The organism is Rhodoblastus sp. 17X3 (genome assembly GCF_030056575.1).
Classification (GTDB): Bacteria; Pseudomonadota; Alphaproteobacteria; order Rhizobiales; family Beijerinckiaceae; genus Rhodoblastus.
The window spans coordinates 65838-82896 of sequence record NZ_JASHHX010000016.1 but is presented as its reverse complement, the minus strand read 5'-3'; the positions used below and the strand labels follow the sequence as shown (position 1 = coordinate 82896).

At 62.1% G+C, this 17059-nt stretch carries 20 protein-coding genes; 14 read left to right on the top strand and 6 right to left on the bottom strand.

The genetic code is table 11. The features are described 5' to 3' along the window. Positions 1 to 14: 14 nt before the first annotated feature. A complete protein-coding gene (locus QM467_RS14810; RefSeq protein WP_283367110.1) occupies positions 15 to 368 on the top strand; it encodes a RidA family protein in 354 nt (117 codons plus the stop codon). 81 nt (positions 369 to 449) lie between these two features. Here QM467_RS14810 and QM467_RS14805 read toward each other — a convergent pair whose 3' ends face one another. Continuing rightward, on the bottom strand, positions 450 to 1247 hold the full coding sequence (locus QM467_RS14805) for a HesA/MoeB/ThiF family protein (protein WP_283367109.1): 798 nt from the start codon (positions 1245 to 1247) through the stop codon (positions 450 to 452). A gap of 2 nt (positions 1248 to 1249) precedes the next feature. Beyond that, complete coding sequence (locus QM467_RS14800; RefSeq protein ID WP_283367108.1) at positions 1250 to 1846, bottom strand: 2-hydroxychromene-2-carboxylate isomerase; 597 nt, start codon at positions 1844 to 1846, stop codon at positions 1250 to 1252. A gap of 87 nt (positions 1847 to 1933) precedes the next feature. Between QM467_RS14800 and QM467_RS14795 the strand changes: the two genes are divergently transcribed. After that, entirely contained in the window at positions 1934 to 2596 is a 663-nt protein-coding gene (locus QM467_RS14795; RefSeq protein ID WP_283367107.1) for a phosphatase PAP2 family protein, read from the top strand. Between the two features lie 20 nt (positions 2597 to 2616). Beyond that, positions 2617 to 3819 (top strand): urate hydroxylase PuuD, encoded by a 1203-nt coding sequence (locus tag QM467_RS14790; RefSeq protein WP_283367106.1) that lies wholly within the window; start codon positions 2617 to 2619, stop codon positions 3817 to 3819. Positions 3820 to 3887: 68 nt separating this feature from the next. Here QM467_RS14790 and QM467_RS14785 read toward each other — a convergent pair whose 3' ends face one another. Then, entirely contained in the window at positions 3888 to 5270 is a 1383-nt protein-coding gene (locus tag QM467_RS14785; RefSeq protein ID WP_283367105.1) for a cytochrome C, read from the bottom strand. A gap of 498 nt (positions 5271 to 5768) precedes the next feature. Between QM467_RS14785 and QM467_RS14780 the strand changes: the two genes are divergently transcribed. The 5 genes from QM467_RS14780 (at position 5769) to QM467_RS14760 (ending at position 9072) form a co-directional block, all read left to right on the top strand. Continuing rightward, the gene (locus QM467_RS14780; protein WP_283367104.1) at positions 5769 to 6011 is read left to right on the top strand and encodes a high-potential iron-sulfur protein; all 243 of its coding nucleotides are present in this window, start codon (positions 5769 to 5771) and stop codon (positions 6009 to 6011) included. 377 nt (positions 6012 to 6388) lie between these two features. Continuing rightward, complete coding sequence (locus QM467_RS14775; protein ID WP_283367103.1) at positions 6389 to 6790, top strand: CHRD domain-containing protein; 402 nt, start codon at positions 6389 to 6391, stop codon at positions 6788 to 6790. A gap of 7 nt (positions 6791 to 6797) precedes the next feature. Further along, positions 6798 to 7094 carry a hypothetical protein gene (locus tag QM467_RS14770; protein ID WP_283367102.1) on the top strand — a complete coding sequence of 99 codons (297 nt, stop codon included), beginning with the start codon at positions 6798 to 6800 and terminating at the stop codon, positions 7092 to 7094. Between the two features lie 169 nt (positions 7095 to 7263). Then, a complete protein-coding gene (locus QM467_RS14765) occupies positions 7264 to 8655 on the top strand; it encodes a hypothetical protein (protein WP_283367101.1) in 1392 nt (463 codons plus the stop codon). 36 nt (positions 8656 to 8691) lie between these two features. Continuing rightward, on the top strand, positions 8692 to 9072 hold the full coding sequence (locus QM467_RS14760; protein ID WP_283367100.1) for a copper-binding protein: 381 nt from the start codon (positions 8692 to 8694) through the stop codon (positions 9070 to 9072). Between the two features lie 8 nt (positions 9073 to 9080). On the opposite strand, the gene QM467_RS14755 is transcribed toward QM467_RS14760, so the two are convergent. Beyond that, on the bottom strand, positions 9081 to 9737 hold the full coding sequence (locus QM467_RS14755) for a glutathione S-transferase (protein WP_283367099.1): 657 nt from the start codon (positions 9735 to 9737) through the stop codon (positions 9081 to 9083). A gap of 256 nt (positions 9738 to 9993) precedes the next feature. Between QM467_RS14755 and QM467_RS14750 the strand changes: the two genes are divergently transcribed. Further along, complete coding sequence (locus QM467_RS14750; protein ID WP_283367126.1) at positions 9994 to 11211, top strand: polyhydroxyalkanoate depolymerase; 1218 nt, start codon at positions 9994 to 9996, stop codon at positions 11209 to 11211. Between the two features lie 160 nt (positions 11212 to 11371). On the opposite strand, the gene QM467_RS14745 is transcribed toward QM467_RS14750, so the two are convergent. Continuing rightward, a complete protein-coding gene (locus QM467_RS14745; protein WP_283367098.1) occupies positions 11372 to 12931 on the bottom strand; it encodes an acetyl-CoA hydrolase/transferase family protein in 1560 nt (519 codons plus the stop codon). A gap of 345 nt (positions 12932 to 13276) precedes the next feature. Here QM467_RS14745 and QM467_RS14740 point away from each other — a divergent pair, with 345 nt between their 5' ends. The 5 genes from QM467_RS14740 to QM467_RS14720 all read left to right on the top strand — a co-directional run bounded on the left by QM467_RS14740 (position 13277) and on the right by QM467_RS14720 (position 16674). Further along, positions 13277 to 13600: a polyhydroxyalkanoic acid system family protein gene (locus tag QM467_RS14740; RefSeq protein ID WP_283367097.1), complete on the top strand. Its 324-nt coding sequence runs from the start codon at positions 13277 to 13279 to the stop codon at positions 13598 to 13600. A 6-nt stretch (positions 13601 to 13606) separates the two neighbouring features. Then, positions 13607 to 14017 carry a very short patch repair endonuclease gene (locus QM467_RS14735; RefSeq protein WP_283367096.1) on the top strand — a complete coding sequence of 137 codons (411 nt, stop codon included), beginning with the start codon at positions 13607 to 13609 and terminating at the stop codon, positions 14015 to 14017. Between the two features lie 75 nt (positions 14018 to 14092). After that, complete coding sequence (locus QM467_RS14730; protein WP_283367095.1) at positions 14093 to 15706, top strand: fumarate hydratase; 1614 nt, start codon at positions 14093 to 14095, stop codon at positions 15704 to 15706. 14 nt (positions 15707 to 15720) lie between these two features. Further along, positions 15721 to 16161, top strand: coding sequence for a nuclear transport factor 2 family protein (locus QM467_RS14725; RefSeq protein ID WP_283367094.1), 441 nt, complete (start codon positions 15721 to 15723; stop codon positions 16159 to 16161). Positions 16162 to 16230: 69 nt separating this feature from the next. Next, positions 16231 to 16674, top strand: coding sequence for a nuclear transport factor 2 family protein (locus tag QM467_RS14720; RefSeq protein WP_283367093.1), 444 nt, complete (start codon positions 16231 to 16233; stop codon positions 16672 to 16674). Between the two features lie 7 nt (positions 16675 to 16681). On the opposite strand, the gene QM467_RS14715 is transcribed toward QM467_RS14720, so the two are convergent. Then, positions 16682 to 17059 (bottom strand): hypothetical protein, encoded by a 378-nt coding sequence (locus tag QM467_RS14715; protein WP_283367092.1) that lies wholly within the window; start codon positions 17057 to 17059, stop codon positions 16682 to 16684.

The following is a 17059-nucleotide window of genomic DNA, read 5'->3' as shown; positions in this document are numbered from 1 at the left end:
CGGAAGGAAAGACCATGCCCTCTTTGAAACGACTGAAGCCCGGCAAGCGCATGAGCCAGGCCGTGATCCGCGGCAACGCCGTCTATCTGGCCGGTCAGGTGGCGGAAACGGCGGCCGGCGGCTCGGTCGCCGCGCAGACCGCTGAAGTGCTCGCCCAGATCGACGCCCTGCTCGCGGAAGCCGGCACCGACAAGACCAGGATCATGATGGCGACGATCTATCTGGCCGACATTTCGACCTTCGGCGAGATGAATTCGGTCTGGGACACCTGGGTGGTCGAGGGCCAGACCCCGGCCCGCGCCACGGTCGAAGCCAAGCTGGTCGCCCCGGAATACAAGGTCGAAATCGCCGTGGTCGCGACCATTTGATTGTTTGGCCGCGACGTTGTCGCCTTCGTTCCTGACGCCCTCCTTCGCGGGAGGGCGTTTTCGTTCCAGCAGCGCGGAAAACTATTCCGCCGCCGCGCTGCGTCCGTTGAGCGGATTGTCCTCGTCCCAGCCATAGGAAAGCGTTTCGAAGCGCATGGCGGCGAGGTCGAACAGGGCCAGCCTCCCGACCATCGATTGGCCGAAGCCGACGATTTCGCGCACCACTTCCAGCGCCATCAGCGCGCCGACCATGCCGGTCAGGGCGCCGAGCACGCCGGCTTCCGCGCAGGTCGGCAGGCTGCCCTGCGGCGGCTTGTGTGGAAACAGGCAGCGATAGGTCGGGTTGGGCAGGCCATCCGGCCCCGTCTCGAAAGGCCGCAAGGTGGTCAGCGAGCCGTCGAATTGCCCGACCGCCGCCGTGACCAGCGGCTTTTTCGCGTAAAAGCAGGCGTCAGAGACGGTGTAGCGCGTGTCGAAATTATCCGAGCCGTCGGCGACGATGTCGCAGCCCTCGATCAGCTCCCTAACATTGGCCGGCGTCAGCCGCGCTTGATGGGTAATGACCCGCACAAGCGGGTTGAGCCGCCGCAGGGCGTCCGCCGCCGCCTCGACCTTGGGCCGCCCCAGATCCTGCTCGCCGAAAAGAACCTGGCGCTGGAGATTGGAGGCGGAGACGATATCGTCGTCGATGACGTGAATTTCGCCCACGCCCGCCGCCGCGAGATAAAGCAGCAGCGGCGCGCCAAGGCCGCCCGCGCCGATGACGCAGACCTTCGCCGCCTTCAGCTTGCGCTGTCCGGCGCCGCCAATGTCGCGCAGCACGATGTGACGCGCGTAGCGCTCGATCTCCGCGCTCGTCAGCTCCGGCAGAAATGTCATGATCAACCCTTGTCGCGCGCCCAGTCGAGCGCCTGTTCGAACCGGTCGTCGCCCCAGAACAGCTCGCCATCCCGGGCGACGAAGGCGGGCGCGCCGAAAATTCCCGCGCGCTGCGCGGCTTCAGTGTTTTCGCGCAAGACCGCCTTCACGCCCTCCGATTTCGCGCGCGCGAAAACCGCGTCGGCGGGCAAATCCAGAGCGGCGAGACTATCGCGCAGAACCTGTTCGTCGGCAATGTTGCGGCCTTCCCCGAATTCCACGTGGAAAACGGCGCGGCTCAGCGCCGCGCGGCTTTCCTCGGGTACGGCCAAGGCGAGGCGGGCGGCGAGCAGGCTGTTCTGCGGGAACGGGTCGGGCTGGCGCAGGGGCTGGCCCCGCAAGGCGCAGACGCGCTCCATGTCGCGCCACATATAGCGCCCCTTGGCCGGATAGAGATTGAACGGCGAACTCGTCCAGCCCTGAGCCGCAAAGATCGGCCCGAGCAGGAAGGGCCGCCAGCGCAGCCGCACGCCCGCGGGCCCCGCCAGCGCCTCGGCCCGCATCGCCGCGAGATAGGAATAGGTGCTGGCGAATTCGTACCAGAAATCGAGTTCGGGCAAGGCCGCCCTCCGCCAAAATACCGACGCTCTTGAGCCGAATGAAGGATTCAGTCTAGAGCAGGGGCGGTTGAAAGCTCAAGGACCGCCGTGACGCGCAATATCCTGATCGCACTCCTCGTCGGCACGGTCTATTGCTTCGCGATCTTCGCGCTCTGGCCGGGGCTCGATCTCGGCCTCGCGTCGCTCTTTTACAGGTCGGGCCATTTCATCGGGCGCGGCGAGGTGGGCGATCATTTCCGGCGCATCTTCTATGACGCGCCTTTTTTCCTTCTCGGCGCGCTGCTGCTCGCGGCGATCGCGAAATGGACCGGGCGGGCCGAGCGCGGGCCCAGCGGGCGCGCCGTCGCCTTTCTGCTGGTCACTCTGGCGCTCGGCCCCGGCCTGCTGGTCAATGGCGTGCTGAAGGAAATCTCGCATCGCCCGCGCCCCGAGCAGACGCAGGACTTCGGCGGACCGTGGCGCTTCCAGCCTTACGACAGCTTCGCCGGCCAATGCCGCAGCAATTGCTCCTTCGTCTCCGGCGAGGCGGCGACCGCCGCCTGGACGCTCGCCCCCGCCCTGCTGGTCCCGCCGCCGGGCCGGCCATTCGCCGTCGCGGCGGCGCTGCTGTTCACCCTGGCCACGGGCGCGCTGCGGATGTCCTTCGGCGGGCATTACCTCTCAGACGTGACCTTCGCCGCGCTTTTCACCTTTATCATCGTGCTGGTTTTTTATTGCTGGTATCGTCGACAGGAAAAGCCAGAGGAATAAAACCGAAGGATTAGAGGCGCATGGACTTTTTCGCCGTCGCTCTGGATGATGCCGCCTTTCTCCTGCGCGGGGCGCATGTCGTCGCCGCAATCCTCATGGTCGGCTCCGCCTTCGCTCTCCTGAAGCTCGATTTCGGTATGAAGCCGCGCGCGGAGGATCCGACGCCGCAAAGCCTCGTGCTTCACGCTGGCGCCGGTTTCCGTTTTTTGCGCGCGCGCGACGCGGATGCGGCGGAGCGGGCGCTCAGCTTCAAATGGGAGACCTATGCGACCTGGGCGAGCGGCTTCGCCCTGCTCTGCCTGGTGTTCTGCGCCGCGCCGCAGCTCTATCTGATCGATCCGCAACTCTGGAACGCCGCGCCCTGGGCGGCAATCGCCGCCGCGCTCATCCCGCTGCCGCTGACCTGGCTCGCCTATGACTGGCTATGCAAGAAGAGCGGCCTGAGCGGCGACGCCCTGCTCGTCGCCCTCTTTCTCTTTTCCGCCGTTCTCGGCCTTATGCTGACCCATCTTTTCGCCGGGCGCGCGGCCTATGTCCTGATCGGCGCCCATCTCGGCACGTTGATGGTCGCCAATATCGCCCATGTCGTCGCGCCTGTGCAGAAAAGGCGGATCGCCAGCCTGCGCGCCGGCCTGCCCGCCGATGAGGCGGACGCAAGGGCCGCTGGCGCCCGCGCGCTGCACAACCAATATCTAGCGCTGCCGACCCTGTTCTTCATGTTGTCGGGCCATGCGCCGCTGCTCTTTGCTGGCGCCAACAACGGCGTGGCGGCGGTGTTTTTCATCGCCGGACTCTTCCTGACTCGCCGCCTCTGGCTGAAGTTGTCGCGCGGGCTGGGCGTAGACTGGCGCCTCGGCGGCGCGGCGGCGGCCTGTCTCGCTTTCGGCTTCGGCCTTTCGGCGCCGAGCGTTCCGAAGCCGGGCGGCGAGGCCCGCAACGCCAGCCAGGCTATCGCGCTGGCGGTGCGCCCGGATTTTTCAGAGGCGCAAAAGATCGTCGACGGCCATTGCGTCGTTTGCCATGCCGCGCGCCCGCAAATGGCGGGCCTCGCAACGGCGGCGGGCGGGCTGGATTTCTCGACGCCCCGCTCGATCGCGCTTCATCGCGGCGACATCCTGCGCGCGGCGGTCTATTCGCGCGCCATGCCGCCGCCCGGCGCCGCCCCCGCGCTCGGCGAACAGGAAAAAAATCTACTGATCCGCTGGGCGCAAATCGAGCGCTGAAACGAAAACGACCGCCCGGAGGCGGTCGTTCGCGCATTTGCTGTCAGCTTTTTGCCGCGCCGCCTTCGTCAGAAGGCGGTCCAGGCGTAAACCAGGAAAGTGTTGTTGTCGCTTGCGTTGCGGCAGTTCCAGCAACCCGTCGGATCGATATTGCTCGCGCCGCCGTCGAATTTGGTGAACAGGGTGTAGGACATGCCCAGACGCGTGTTGAACCACGGCCAGATCTGAGGCCCGCCCTTCGAGAAGGGCAGATAGGCGATGTCAAAAATAAAACCGGCCGAGTTGGGCGAGGTGTTTACATTGGAGCCGAAGATGATCGCGTCCGGGCTGCCGTTGATGTTGAAATAAGTCCCTGTCAGCGCATAGGTGTGATCGTAGACATATTCGGCCGACAGCTTCAGCGTTTGCAGATAATTATTGGCGTTGGCGCTGTTACCCTGCGCATAGGTCGCGTTGAGACCCTGGTTTTCATAAATATAATTGCCGCGCAACGTGACGGCGTGCTGATCGCTGATCCACTGATATTGGGCATCGATGCCAGTGTCGTAGAAATGATCGACGCCAAAACCCCAGATATTGTTCGGGATGATGCTGGCGCTCATGCCATAGGCGCCGACCATCAGCGAATGATCGCCCCAGTTATGTTCGATGGCGACCCGATAATAGGGCGCGACGCCGTCGATGGTGAAGCCAAGCTGCGGCGGCGAAACGCCGAGAGAATTCTGGATGCGCGACGACAGCGAGCCATAGCCGCTGATTTCGGCGTATATCATGTCATTGACGAAGACATAGCCGCCGGCGCCCAGAACCTGGCTCGGGGTCCAGCTTTCGATCATGGTCGAGGCGACCGGCGAAAGCGCGAAGCTGGACTGGATGAAGGGATTGCTCCACACCGGGGTGGTGTTCCAGGGATCCTGAACGGTGGGATTGTTATTGACGGTCAGGCCGTAGAGCACATCGAAATTGTTGATTTTGACCGAGTCGGCGTAACGGATGTCGGTATTGTCGAGCGCGAAAGCGCGACCGTAATCGTTGCTGTAGGTCGCCTGGACGAAGGCGCCGAGATTGCCCCAAACCTTGCCGCCGTAAAACACGCTCGACTGTTGGGCGAGGTCGGTGAAATTGTTGGAGTTCGGGAAGCCGCCGTCAGGTTGCGGGACAGAGTAGGTCGTGCCAGGCGGTCCGTTGAGCCCGGTATTATAATGGGTGAAGGTCGACTGGATCATGAAGGCGACCGGCGGCATGTTCTTGGTGTCGCCGCCTTCCAGCGTATAGCCGCCCAGTTTGAAGCGACGGCCAAAGGGCGTCAGTTGCGGAAAGGCCGTATGACAGGCGGAGCAGGTCTGACCGGTCTGGCGCGCAAAGCTCGGCAGCGCCGACGCCGAATCGATCGAGGCGCCATAGAAGGCGGATGAAAGCGCGAAGGCCGCGGAAGCCGCACGCCCAAGCAACGCGGGAGCTCCGGCCTTAACTGTTCTTGCCTTGAAATAGCTGGAAATTTTTATCATGCGCTCCCCCCGTCGCCATACAGCGAACATACGCAAACTACTGAAAAACAGCCGCCTTCTATTGCGACTCACCCTTGGGCTGTATATCATGATATCGCCATCAGTTGGCCCTGGCGGATTTGATCCGAATCAACCAAAAAGCATAATTCTTGCCTCTGTTGCAAAAAGGCCCCAGTTCAAAAGTACTTGGTAGAATTGTTCTAAAATGCACATCAGCAACATTTGCTGCATCGCAATCGAGAATTTGCGAGCAAGCATTGGTGCGCGCGCGACGAACTCAACGATCCCGATTTACTAAGTTGCGATTGACGTGGATCATGGCCATTTAATGGCGGCCCCTATGGAATGGGCGTGTGAGTGGTCAAACTTTCGGGCTCGGCCCGTTCCTGCCACAACGGAGGAAATGCGATGACGAAGGAATCCAAAAAGCCTGAAATCCAAATGTCCCGTCGGACCCTGCTCCAGAATGCGGCTATCGCGGGCGCAGCCGCCGTACCCGTGCTTTTGGCGGGCGCGCGTTCCGCCGGCGCCAAAATGTCGCAGACCGCCGTTGCTTATCAGGGCAGTCCCAAGGGTTCTTCGAAATGCAGCAATTGCAAGCTGTTCGAGCCGCCGTCGTCCTGCAAATCAGTGGCCGGCGACATTTCTCCGAACGGCTGGTGCAAGATCTGGGTCAAGGCCTGATGGCGACCGCTTAGGCGCCTTTTTCGTACCCGAGGCCTTTTACAGCCTCGGGCGTTTTTTTTGAAATGTTACTACTTAATTTGTGAGACGAATTCGAAGCGATGGTTGCTGATTTGAATGTCCCGCTTTGCGGCTTGCCATATACGACGCCGAATTGCTTTGCGAGCAATATGCCTGCCGGGCTTTTTCAGTACGGCGGACAATATTAGCCTTGCCATCGAGGATAATGCTCAAGCGCCAATAACAGCGCAACAATGGGGGAGGAATTCATGTTCGGTGAAATGCATAAAATTTCGAGATGCCGTCATGCGCGCCGGCGCACCCGGGGATCCTTTACGGCCCGATCCGCCGTTGCCGGTTTGGGCATCCTGGCTTTATTGGCCGGCGGTTCGGCCGCCTTCGCGGAGAAAATTCGTTTTACCGCAGATTTGTTCGGTCGCGGCGAAGCCCCGCCGAACAACTCTCCGGGCAAAGGCCATGTCGACGCCACGCTCGATACGGCAACCAATACGCTGACATGGCGCGTGACCTATTCCGGCGTGTCCGGCGCGCCTATCGGCGCGCATTTTCATGGCCCGGTGGCCTATAGCGGCCTGACGTCCGAGGAAAACGCGCCCATCCAGGTGGGAACGTCCGGCAAACTCTCCAGCCCATTCGGCGGCGAGAGCGTGATCGACGCAAACCAGGCGAAGGATCTCAAAGGGGCGCGCTGGTATTTCAATCTGCATACGCCGCAATTCCCCGGCGGAGAGATCCGCGGCCCGGTCGTCAAGCGCTGAGGCGCCCATGAAATCCCGCGCCAGAGCGATCCTCTTTCTGACCGTGGCGGCATCGTTCGCCATTGTGTCAGACACCGGAGCCGCTTTGGCCGGCGATCCCGAGGCGGGAAAGGCGATTTTTCAGAACATCTGCCACAAGTGCCATGCCGCCCTGCCCTATACCGGCCGGATCGGCGACGCAAACCTTCCCGCCTTCCTAGCCAATCCCCGGCGATACAAGCCCACGACGGCGATGACTTTTCCCGGCCTGAAGCGGAAAAAGGATATCGACGACGTGATCGCTTATATCACGCAGGGACATTGACGCGATCGGCGGTCCCGGCGCAGCCAGTCCGCTCGCTTGAGAACCCGCGGACGCCTGTTTTCGCCCCGCCTCTCGCGCCCCCTGGGGCCACACGGTCGAATTGATCAAATTTCAAGCTGGAGCGCGCTGCGGCAAGAATTCGACAGCCCCGACAGATAGGGCGCGGAAAATGTTTTGGAGGAAAGCCGGACTCAACTTACGCGCGTTCACGCTCGCGATGGCGACCGGCTGCGCGATCCTCGCGCCAATCGTCGCGGAGGCCGAGGACGTCGAACCCAAGGTTCTTCCCGACGCCATCGAAGACGTTCCGTCGACCAAGCCCGACCCGTTTCCGGCCTTCGACAATTTCAGCTGGCGCGCTTTCGTCGCCTTGTCCTGGCCCGCCTTGACCGACCCTGCGCATAGAGGCCAGCCGGATCGCTCGAAGCAACTGGGCGATTCCGGCCCGCGCGTCTGGGAAACGTTCAAATCCCGCACCGAAATTTTCGTGTCCGGGCCGGATGGGCGCGCGATCGCGCCCGCCAAATGGACCAGCTATGCCGGCGCGAATCCTTGCGGTCCTGGAGCCGACAATCGGACAAAGACCCTGGCCTCGTTCCGCCCCTTTGCAGATTTCAATCAGGCCACTTTTGAGCCAGGAAGACTTTCCGGTCCGCTGGTCGCGCAGAACCGCACGTACACGCGATATGAAGTCCGGTTCAACAAGGCCGAATTCGACTCCATCGTCGATCACAAATGGAACCTCAGAAGCCGCCGGCCCAGTCCTGAAAAGCCGGCGCATTTCAGCGTCGGATCGATCGGGGTCAAGGCGGCCTGGCGCATTCTGAACGAGGCGGATTCTCCCGCCGCCCGCAAGCGCTATTATGTCGTCAAGGATGCGCTGGTTCTTGACGTCGCCAAGACAATCGCATCCGGAACCAATGTGTGCGCCACGCAAGACATTGCGCTGGTGGGACTGCATATTGTCGTCAAGACTCAAAACCGTCCCCAAGGGATCTGGAGCTCATTCGAACATATCGACAATGTGCCCCCGGCGGGGAAGGGCGAAGCGCGCGAACCGGACGCGAAGGACGCGCAAGCGCCTTATTCCTATTTCGACCCGTCGAGACCTTCGTCCGCCAAATTGGAATCGCAGGCTCCGCAGCCCGTCTCCATGTCGAATCCGCCGCATCTCGACCCCGATCCGGTCCAGGTTATACGCAAGCACCCGATCAATCCCGAGACGATGGCGATGAACCGGGCCTATTGGGCTCTCCCAGAAATCCGCGATACGGTCTGGGCCAATTACATGCTCGTCGTGACGCAATGGCCAACAGTGCCGCAGCCGGTTGGACCGCTCAACGACGGCCGATTTTTCCCGGGCATGAGCGCCGATCCGAACACCCCGGCGGAACCCTATCAGCGTGTCGGCGACATGTCGGCGCTGAACCAGAATCTCGCCAATACGACGATGGAAACCTACGTGCAGGACGCGCCAGCCAGCTGCATGGCCTGCCATCATGTCGTGTCGAACGCTTTGGGGCGCGACTTCGTCTCAATCACGGAACTGAATGGCGAATAGCGCCCGTTCGCAGGACCTGGTCCGCCGGAGGATGAAGTGAACAGACGAAGCAAGATGCTCCGCGCCCTGACCATCCCACTCGCGATAGCCGTTTGTTGCGGCTTCGCCCGCGCCGACGCGGGCGTTCCGGCTCTCCAGCCGAAACGCAAGGTCTTGCCGAAGGTTCAGCGGCAGAAAGGCGAGCCAAGCGGCCTGTTTCACGGAACCGGGATGGTCCTGGCCGTAGACGAGAAGACCGGCGCGCTGACGCTAAGACATTCGGATATTCCGGGCTTCATGCCAGCGATGGAGATGATGTTTCGCGTCGATCCGCCCGATTTGAGCAACGGGTTACGCCGTGGCGACAAGATCGTCTTCAGCATTGAAGGTCCTGGCGGGATCATCCGCAGCGTCAAGCTCATCCAGCGCGCGGAATAGCGCGGCCGTCAGAACTCGACGTCGAGTTCTTCCATTTCATCCGGCTCGACTTTGGCGCCCTCCGCCCATTCGAGCATCGGCTCCCAGTTCAGGATATGGTCGCGATAGGCGGCGCATTCGGAATCCAGCGCCACATTATAGGTGGCGAAACGCGAGCAGACCGGCGCGAACATGGCGTCGGCGACCGTCGGTCGCTCGCCGAACAGGAACGGGCCGCCATAGCGGGCGAGGCAGTCGCGCCAGATGGTGGTGACGCGCTCGATATCGGGCTTGGCGCCAGACCAGACGCGGAAATTCGGGAAATGCGCCTTCATGTTCATCGGCAAGGCCGAGCGCAGATTGCTGAAGCCCGAATGCATTTCGCCGGAGACAGAGCGGTTGTGGGTGCGCGCCGCGCGGTCGACGGGCAGGATCTGCGCCTTGGGGCAGACTTCCGCCAGATATTCGGCGATCGCCAGCGTGTCCCACACATGCAGGCCCTTGTGATCCAGCGCGGGCGTGAGGAAGGAGGAGGAAAGCAGGAGAAGTTCGGCGCGGGCGTTCGGATCCTCGATCGATTGGCGCCGCTCGTCGAAATCGAGCCCCGCGATCTTGCAGAGCAGCCATCCGCGCAATGACCAGGACGAGTAGTTTTTACTGCTGATCGTCAGTACCGCCTTGGCCATTTTTTTCGCTCCCGGTCAGTAGCAAATTAGCCCATTCACGGGGCTGTTCGCAACGCGCAAATTATAGACATTGTGCCCTGCTTTTGAGCGCAAGTTGCCGAATCACAACCATTAATCGGCAAATGGCCCATCTTCAATTTTGCACTTAGACCTTTAGCAAATTGTATGCGAGCATTGCAAAGGCGTAACAGTTTATGCTTGAAATGAACGTGGCCTGAGAATGGCCTTTCAACACAGGATCGGTGCGCGCGTAATGCTGCTTTATGAAGCCTATCAAGCCCATTCAGACCTGATGGCGCCTGTAAAGGCCTTCGCGCGTTTGGCTCTTGAAGCACTAAACGGCCCGTACCCGGCCCTTAACGAGAACGTTCTGGTCCGCAATTTTTCCGCCGCCTATGAAATGATCGACCGCGCCGGTCTCACCCATGTGCGCCCGCCCTTTGGCTTCAAGACGGCCGCGGTCGGCAACGAGATCGCCAATGTGACTGAAGTGGCGGCGCTGAAGACGCCCTTCGCCACGCTGCTTCATTTCAAAAAGGACATTTCCGCGCAGCAGCCCCGCGTTCTGGTGGTCGCGCCCTTGTCCGGCCATTTCGCCACGCTTCTTCGCTCCACCGTGCAGACCCTATTGCAGGACCATGACGTCTATATCACCGACTGGCACAACGCCCGCGACGTGAGCCTCGCCGACGGCCCGTTCGGGTTTGACGATTACGTCGCCCATGTGATCCAGTTCCTGGAGCATATGGGTCCCGGCTCCCATGTCGTCGCGGTCTGCCAGCCCTGCGTCCAGGTCCTCGCCGCCGCCGCGATCATGGGCGAGGACGACAATCCCGCCGCCCCGGCCTCCATGACGCTCATGGCGGGCCCGATCGACACCCGCATCAGCCCGACCAAGGTCAATGAACTGGCCAAGGAAAAGCCGATGTCCTGGTTCGAGAAGAACCTCATCGCCCGCGTTCCGCTACGCTACAAGGGCGCCGGCCGCCGCGTCTATCCGGGCTTCGTCCAGCTCTCCGCCTTCATGGCGATGAACATGGACCGCCACGTCAAGGCGCATGTCGACCTGTTCCACAATCTCGCAGGCGGCGACAAGGAGAAGGCCACACACACCAAGGCCTTCTACGACGAATATTTCGCCGTGCTCGACCTGTCCGCCGAATTCTATCTCGAAACGGTGCAATGGGTCTTCCAGGAGCATCAGCTCCCGCTCGGCATGATGAAATTCCGCGGCCGCAAGGTTGATCCCAAGGCGATCCGCCACACCGCTTTGCTCACCGTCGAAGGCGAGCGAGACGATATTTGCGCAGTCGGCCAGACCATGGCGGCGCATGATCTCGCCGCCAATCTCAAGCCCTTCCGCAAGAAGCACCATTTGCAGGCGGGCGTCGGCCATTACGGCGTCTTCAGCGGCAAGAAATGGGAAGGGCAGGTCTATCCCATCCTGCGCAACATGGTCCTTCAGAACGACTGATACCTTTTCTCCTTGACCGCGACTCGTCGCGGTCAAGGAATCCCTCGCGTAAGCTCGGCGGCGCAGTCGCGCCTAACCACGCCTCACAGGTTCTCACCTGCGAGGTGTAGTATGAGTTTTCCGTGCGACGGCGCTCGCCGCGCGAAAAAATTTCCAAGCCTCATTTCCAGGCGTCGGCCTGCACCACGCTGTCTTCCTTCCAGGCGTCGCGCGCGTCGCGGTTCGCCTGCCAATTGGGCAGGAAGGTGAAGGCCTCGTCGAGAATATGCGGCGTGTGCTGGCCCGGCGAATATTTCAGCGCCCGCTCCAGATATTCGTCCAGCGCCGGCTTGAAGGTCGGGTGTGCGCAATTGTCGATTACGACGCGGGCGCGCTTTTTCGGCGACAGCCCGCGCAGATCGGCCAGCCCCTGCTCCGTCACGATCACCTGCACGTCATGTTCGGTATGATCGACATGGGTGACCATGGGCACGATGCAGGAAATGGCGCCATTCTTGGCGCTTGACGGCGTCATGAAGATCGACAGCCACGCGTTGCGGGCGAAATCGCCCGAGCCGCCGATACCGTTCATGATGCTCGACCCGCGGATATGGGTCGAATTGACGTTGCCATAAATGTCGGCCTCGATCAGGCCGTTCATCGCGATCAGGCCGAGGCGGCGGATCACTTCCGGATGGTTGGAGATTTCCTGGGGCCGCAGGACGATCTTGTCGCGATAGGCCCCCGCGTCGCGGTTGAATTCATCCGCCGCGTCCGGGCTCAGCGACAGCGCCGTGGCCGAGGCGAAGGCCATCTTGCCCGAGCGGATGAGGTTGAACATGCCGTCCTGCAGCACCTCGGTATAGGCCGTGAGATTTTCATAAGGCGCGGCCTGCAATTCCTCCATCACCGCATTGGCGACATTGCCGACGCCCGATTGCAGCGGCAGGAGGTCCTTCGGCAGGCGGCCCATCTTCACCTCATGGGCGAAGAATTCCAGAATGTGATGGGCGATCGCGCGCGAATTGGCGTCGGGCGGCGCGAAGGCGGAATTGCGGTCCGGCTTGTCGGTCTGGACAATGGCGATGATCTTTTCCGGGTCGCAATGCAGAAAGGTCTCGCCGATGCGGTCGGACGGCTTCACGATCGGGATCGGCTTGCGATGCGGCGGCAATTGCGTGCCATAATAGACGTCGTGCATGCCCTCGAGCGCGCTGTTCTGCCAGGAATTGACCTCGAGGATCACCTGTTCGGCGCGGTCGAGCCAGGTCTTGTTGTTGCCGACCGAGGATGACGGAATCAGCATGCCGTCCTCGCGGATGCCGGCGACCTCGACGATGGCGACGTCGAGCTTGCCGAGGAAGCCGCCCCAGACGAATTGCGCGACATGGGAGAGATGGATGTCGATATATTCCATTTCGCCGGCGTTGATGCGTTTGCGGCAGGTCGGATCGGACTGATAGGGCAGCCGCAGCTCCATGCCATCGACCTTGGCCAGGGCGCCGTCGAGTTCGGGCGCGGTCGAGGCGCCGGTCCAGACGCCAATACGAAAGGTTTCGCCGCGCGCATGGGCCTCGTTCATCCGCTCCGCGAGCGCCAGCGGCACTTCCTTGGGATAGCCCGCGCCGGTGAAGCCGGACATGCCGACATTGCAGCCCTTGGGAATCAAGTCGGCCGCCGCGCGCGCGCTCATCACCTTGGAGCGGAGGGCGGTATTTCGGATGCGATCGGAAACGGACATGACGGTCTCGCACGAATTTGGGGAGCAGCTCGGAGAGCTTTGCTCCTGCCTATGACGTCTGAGACCCGATTAGCTATGCGACAATGGAATGATACTCTGATGAATTATGGCCTTTACATGAAATATGGCTAGAGCTACGCCGGCGCGAGAAATGTCGGAACAATTCATATCTTTTTGTTTTATCGTGATTATTATTGAAAGCACCATTTGGAGCCGCGCTGAAAGCCACGCCGATCAGCCATTCAATTTTTGCATGGCTAAAAACGCGCGACGATGGCCCCTTCTGGCCTTTTCGCATGAAGATGATTACCTCCTGCCCAAAGAGGCCCGTTTGGAGCAGCAGGAATGGGAAAGGTCGTCAGCGTCGACGTTAAGCATAGCCTCGGCGCCGCGGAGGCGAAGAGGCGCGTCCAGGAGGGCGTCGACGCCCTGCGTCAGAAATACGCGTCCCATCTTTCGGCCTTGCAGATCGACTGGGCCGAAACGACCGCCGATGTCACCATCTCGGCGCTCGGGCAAACCTTCAAGGGCGCGCTGGAATTCCTGCCGGACGTCGTCCGCGTGTCGCTCGAGCTGCCCTGGATGCTGGCGATGATCGCGGAAAAGGCCAAGGGCCTGATGTCGCGGCACACCGGCGAAATGCTCCAGCTGCCGCCGCCCAAAGCGTAAATCCCAATGGGCCGCGCGCCGATGGAGCGCTCCGACATCATGCGCGCGGTCAGGAGCCGCGACACGAGTCCGGAGCTGGCGGTGCGCAAAGCCCTGCGCGCAATCGCCCCCGGCTATCGCCTGTGCCGGCGCGACCTGCCTGGCGCCCCCGATATCGCCTATCTCGGGAAGAAAAAGGCGATCTTCGTCCATGGCTGCTTCTGGCACGGCCATGACTGCAAGCGTGGCGCGCGCCAGCCGAAAGCCAACGCCGATTACTGGATTCAAAAGATCGCCCGCAACCGCGCGCGCGACGAAAAGCACCTCGCCGCCTATGCCGCGCTGGGCTGGCGGGTCTTGACGATCTGGGAATGCGAGACGCGGGACGAAGCGGCGCTGGCGCACAAGCTGCAGGCATTTGTCGGGAATCCAACTTAGCCCTTCGCCGGTCTTGGATTGCAGCGCACAAAGGCGTAAAGGGGCGCATCTTTCGAAACCATCGGGACCGCCGCGATGACTGCTGCCTACGCTCCTCTCTTTCCCCTCGGCAAGGACGAAACGCCCTATCGCAAGATCTCCGACAAGGGCGTGCGCGTCGAGAAATTCGACGGCGAGGACATTCTCGTGGTCGAGCCTGAGGCCTTGCGCCTGCTCGCCGAAGCGGCGATGAGCGACATCAACCATCTGCTGCGCCCTGGCCACCTCGCCCAGCTGCGCAAGATTCTCGACGATCCGGAAGCGACCGGCAATGACAAGTTCGTCGCCTTCGACCTGCTCAAGAACGCCAATATCGCCGCCGGCGGCGTGCTGCCCATGTGCCAGGACACCGGTACCGCCATCATACTCGGCAAGAAGGGCCGCCGCGTCTTCACCAAGGGCGGCGACGAGGCCGCGCTCTCCGAGGGCGTCAAGGACGCCTATGAGAAGAAAAACCTGCGCTATTCGCAGCTCGCGCCGATTTCGATGTTCGAAGAAAAGAACACCAAGACCAATCTCCCCGCCCAGATCGACATCTATGAAGAGGGCGAGGACTATTACAAATTCCTGTTCATGGCCAAGGGCGGCGGCTCGGCCAACAAGACCTATCTGGTGCAGGGCACGCCCTCCATGCTGACGCATGACCGTCTGCTCGAAGTGCTCAAGAAGCAGATCCTGGCGCTCGGCACCGCCGCCTGCCCGCCCTATCACCTCGCCATCGTCATCGGCGGCCTTTCCGCCGAGCTGAATCTCAAGACGGTCAAACTGGCCTCGGCGCGCTATCTCGACAACCTGCCGACCGAGGGCGGCGAGGATGGCCATGCGTTCCGCGACCTGAAACTCGAAGCCGAGATCCACAAGCTGACGCAGGACCTCGGCGTCGGCGCGCAATTCGGCGGCAAATATTTCTGCCATGACGTGCGCGTGATCCGCCTGCCGCGACATGGGGCGTCTTTGCCGATTGGCATCGGCGTGTCCTGCTCGGCCGACCGCCAGGCGCTGGGCAAAATCACCCGAGACGGCGTGTTCGTCGAGGAGCTGGAGCACGATCCGGCGAAATTCCTGCCTCATGTCGAAGGCGAACTCGGCGGCGCGGTGGTCAGGATCGACCTCAACCAGCCGATGAAGGACATTCTGGCGACCCTGACGCAATATCCGGTCAAGACCCGCCTGTCGCTCACCGGCACGATCATCGTCGCCCGCGACCTCGCGCACGCCAAGATCCGCGAGCGGCTGGAAGCGGGCGGGGCTATGCCGGATTACCTGAAGAACCATCCGGTCTATTACGCCGGCCCGGCCAAGACGCCCGCCGGCTACGCCTCGGGCTCCTTCGGCCCCACCACGGCCGGACGCATGGACGCCTATGTCGACGCGTTCCAGGCCGCCGGCGGCTCGATGGTCATGCTGGCCAAGGGCAACCGCTCGGCGCAAGTGACGGAAGCCTGCAAGAAGCACGGCGGATTCTATCTCGGCTCGATCGGCGGCCCCGCCGCACGCCTCGCGCAAGATTGCATCAGGAAAGTGGAGGTTGTGGAATATCCAGAGCTCGGCATGGAAGCGATCTGGAAGATCGAGGTCGAGGATTTCCCCGCCTTTATCGTCGTGGACGACAAGGGCAATGATTTCTTCAAGGAACTCAACCTCTCCTGAGATCGGAGTCCCGCGTGCAAAGCGATGAAACCCTGCGCAAACTCGGAGCGCTCGACCGGGAGTTGATCGAACGGCGCGTCCACGCCCTGCTGGAGATGCGCGCGACCGGCAATTTGCGCGGCATGCTCGAATATGCCGCCGAGGACATCGTCTATAACGTGAGGGGAAACTGGGCGGCCTTCCCCTACACGCGGCCGGTGCGCGGCAAGAAACTGGTGGCCGAAGCGCTGACGATGATTTCCGTCCAGTTCGAAAATCTGGGATCGGACGTGCACGATCTCATCATCGACGGCGACCGGGCTGCGATGCGGCGGACGGCGAGGATCCGCCATCGCGGCACCGGCAAGGTCGGAACGGTCGACATCGCCGATTTTGTCCGTTTCCGCGATGGGCTGGTGGTCGAGTTCACCGAAGTTGCGGATTCAATGGCGCTGGCGCAACTCGAGGACAGCTGACTGCGGCCCTTGCGGCGCTCGACGATTCATTTCAGACCTGAATTGCCTGAGACCTGACCAAAGACCTAAATGCAAAGCAACAAAACCCTGCATAATTTGGGCGCGCTCGACCGTGAAATGATCGAACACCGCGTCCGCACCATTTTCGAGCGGCGCGCGGAAGGCGATCTTCCCGGAATCCTCGAATATGCCGCCGAGGACATCGTCTATCACACGCGGGGAAGCTGGACGCTCTATCCCTTCGCACGTCCCGTTCACGGCAAGGCCGCGGTCGGCCAGATGCTGGCGACTATCGACATCATGTTCGAAAACCTCGGCTCGACCATTCACGAGCTGGTCGTGGATGGAGACCGCGTCGCCGTGCATCGGACCTCCCACATGCGCAATCGCGGTTCGGGGGCGCTGGCCTCTATCGACATCTGCGATTTTGCGCGTTTCCGCGATGGGCTGCTGGTCGAGTTTGCGGAATATCCCGATTCCGCCGCCCTGGCGCGTCTGGAAGCAGGCGCCTGACCGCGCCTCACCGCCCTGGAAAAATTTCGATCCGCACCCGCCCACTGGCCTGCCGCTTCGGCCTCGGCCCCTGCCCTTCCGCCTGAGCGGCAGTGGGGGCGGCCTTGCGCGCCCGGTTCGCGCCCGCAGCCTTGCGCTGGCCCGGGCGCGGCGGCTCCGCCTCGGTTTCCGCAGTCGGCGGCGGAGCCCGCGTAAACCTGTGTTCTCCGACAGCCGGACCGAACGCGGCGAGGCAATTGTTATAGGCGTCGGCGTCCTTGATCTTCTCGCAGGACTCGATCCCCGCGGCCGAGGCGCCAGACGCCGAGAAAAGCACGCAAGCCATCGCCGCCGCGATGCGCAGCGAGCCTACTCTCCCGAAGATGTCGAAAGCTCGTCGCCGCAC

What these genes read in the sequence shown, in the direction of transcription:
- QM467_RS14810 (WP_283367110.1), top strand. Translation starts at nt 15, where the DNA reads ATGCCCTCTTTGAAACGACTGAAGCCCGGCAAGCGCATGAGCCAGGCC.
- QM467_RS14805 (WP_283367109.1), bottom strand. Translation starts at nt 1,247, where the DNA reads ATGACATTTCTGCCGGAGCTGACGAGCGCGGAGATCGAGCGCTACGCG.
- QM467_RS14790 (WP_283367106.1), top strand. Translation starts at nt 2,617, where the DNA reads ATGGACTTTTTCGCCGTCGCTCTGGATGATGCCGCCTTTCTCCTGCGC.
- QM467_RS14780 (WP_283367104.1), top strand. Translation starts at nt 5,769, where the DNA reads ATGTCCCGTCGGACCCTGCTCCAGAATGCGGCTATCGCGGGCGCAGCC.
- QM467_RS14770 (WP_283367102.1), top strand. Translation starts at nt 6,798, where the DNA reads ATGAAATCCCGCGCCAGAGCGATCCTCTTTCTGACCGTGGCGGCATCG.
- QM467_RS14765 (WP_283367101.1), top strand. Translation starts at nt 7,264, where the DNA reads ATGTTTTGGAGGAAAGCCGGACTCAACTTACGCGCGTTCACGCTCGCG.
- QM467_RS14755 (WP_283367099.1), bottom strand. Translation starts at nt 9,737, where the DNA reads ATGGCCAAGGCGGTACTGACGATCAGCAGTAAAAACTACTCGTCCTGG.
- QM467_RS14745 (WP_283367098.1), bottom strand. Translation starts at nt 12,931, where the DNA reads ATGTCCGTTTCCGATCGCATCCGAAATACCGCCCTCCGCTCCAAGGTG.
- QM467_RS14740 (WP_283367097.1), top strand. Translation starts at nt 13,277, where the DNA reads ATGGGAAAGGTCGTCAGCGTCGACGTTAAGCATAGCCTCGGCGCCGCG.
- QM467_RS14735 (WP_283367096.1), top strand. Translation starts at nt 13,607, where the DNA reads ATGGGCCGCGCGCCGATGGAGCGCTCCGACATCATGCGCGCGGTCAGG.
- QM467_RS14730 (WP_283367095.1), top strand. Translation starts at nt 14,093, where the DNA reads ATGACTGCTGCCTACGCTCCTCTCTTTCCCCTCGGCAAGGACGAAACG.
- QM467_RS14720 (WP_283367093.1), top strand. Translation starts at nt 16,231, where the DNA reads ATGCAAAGCAACAAAACCCTGCATAATTTGGGCGCGCTCGACCGTGAA.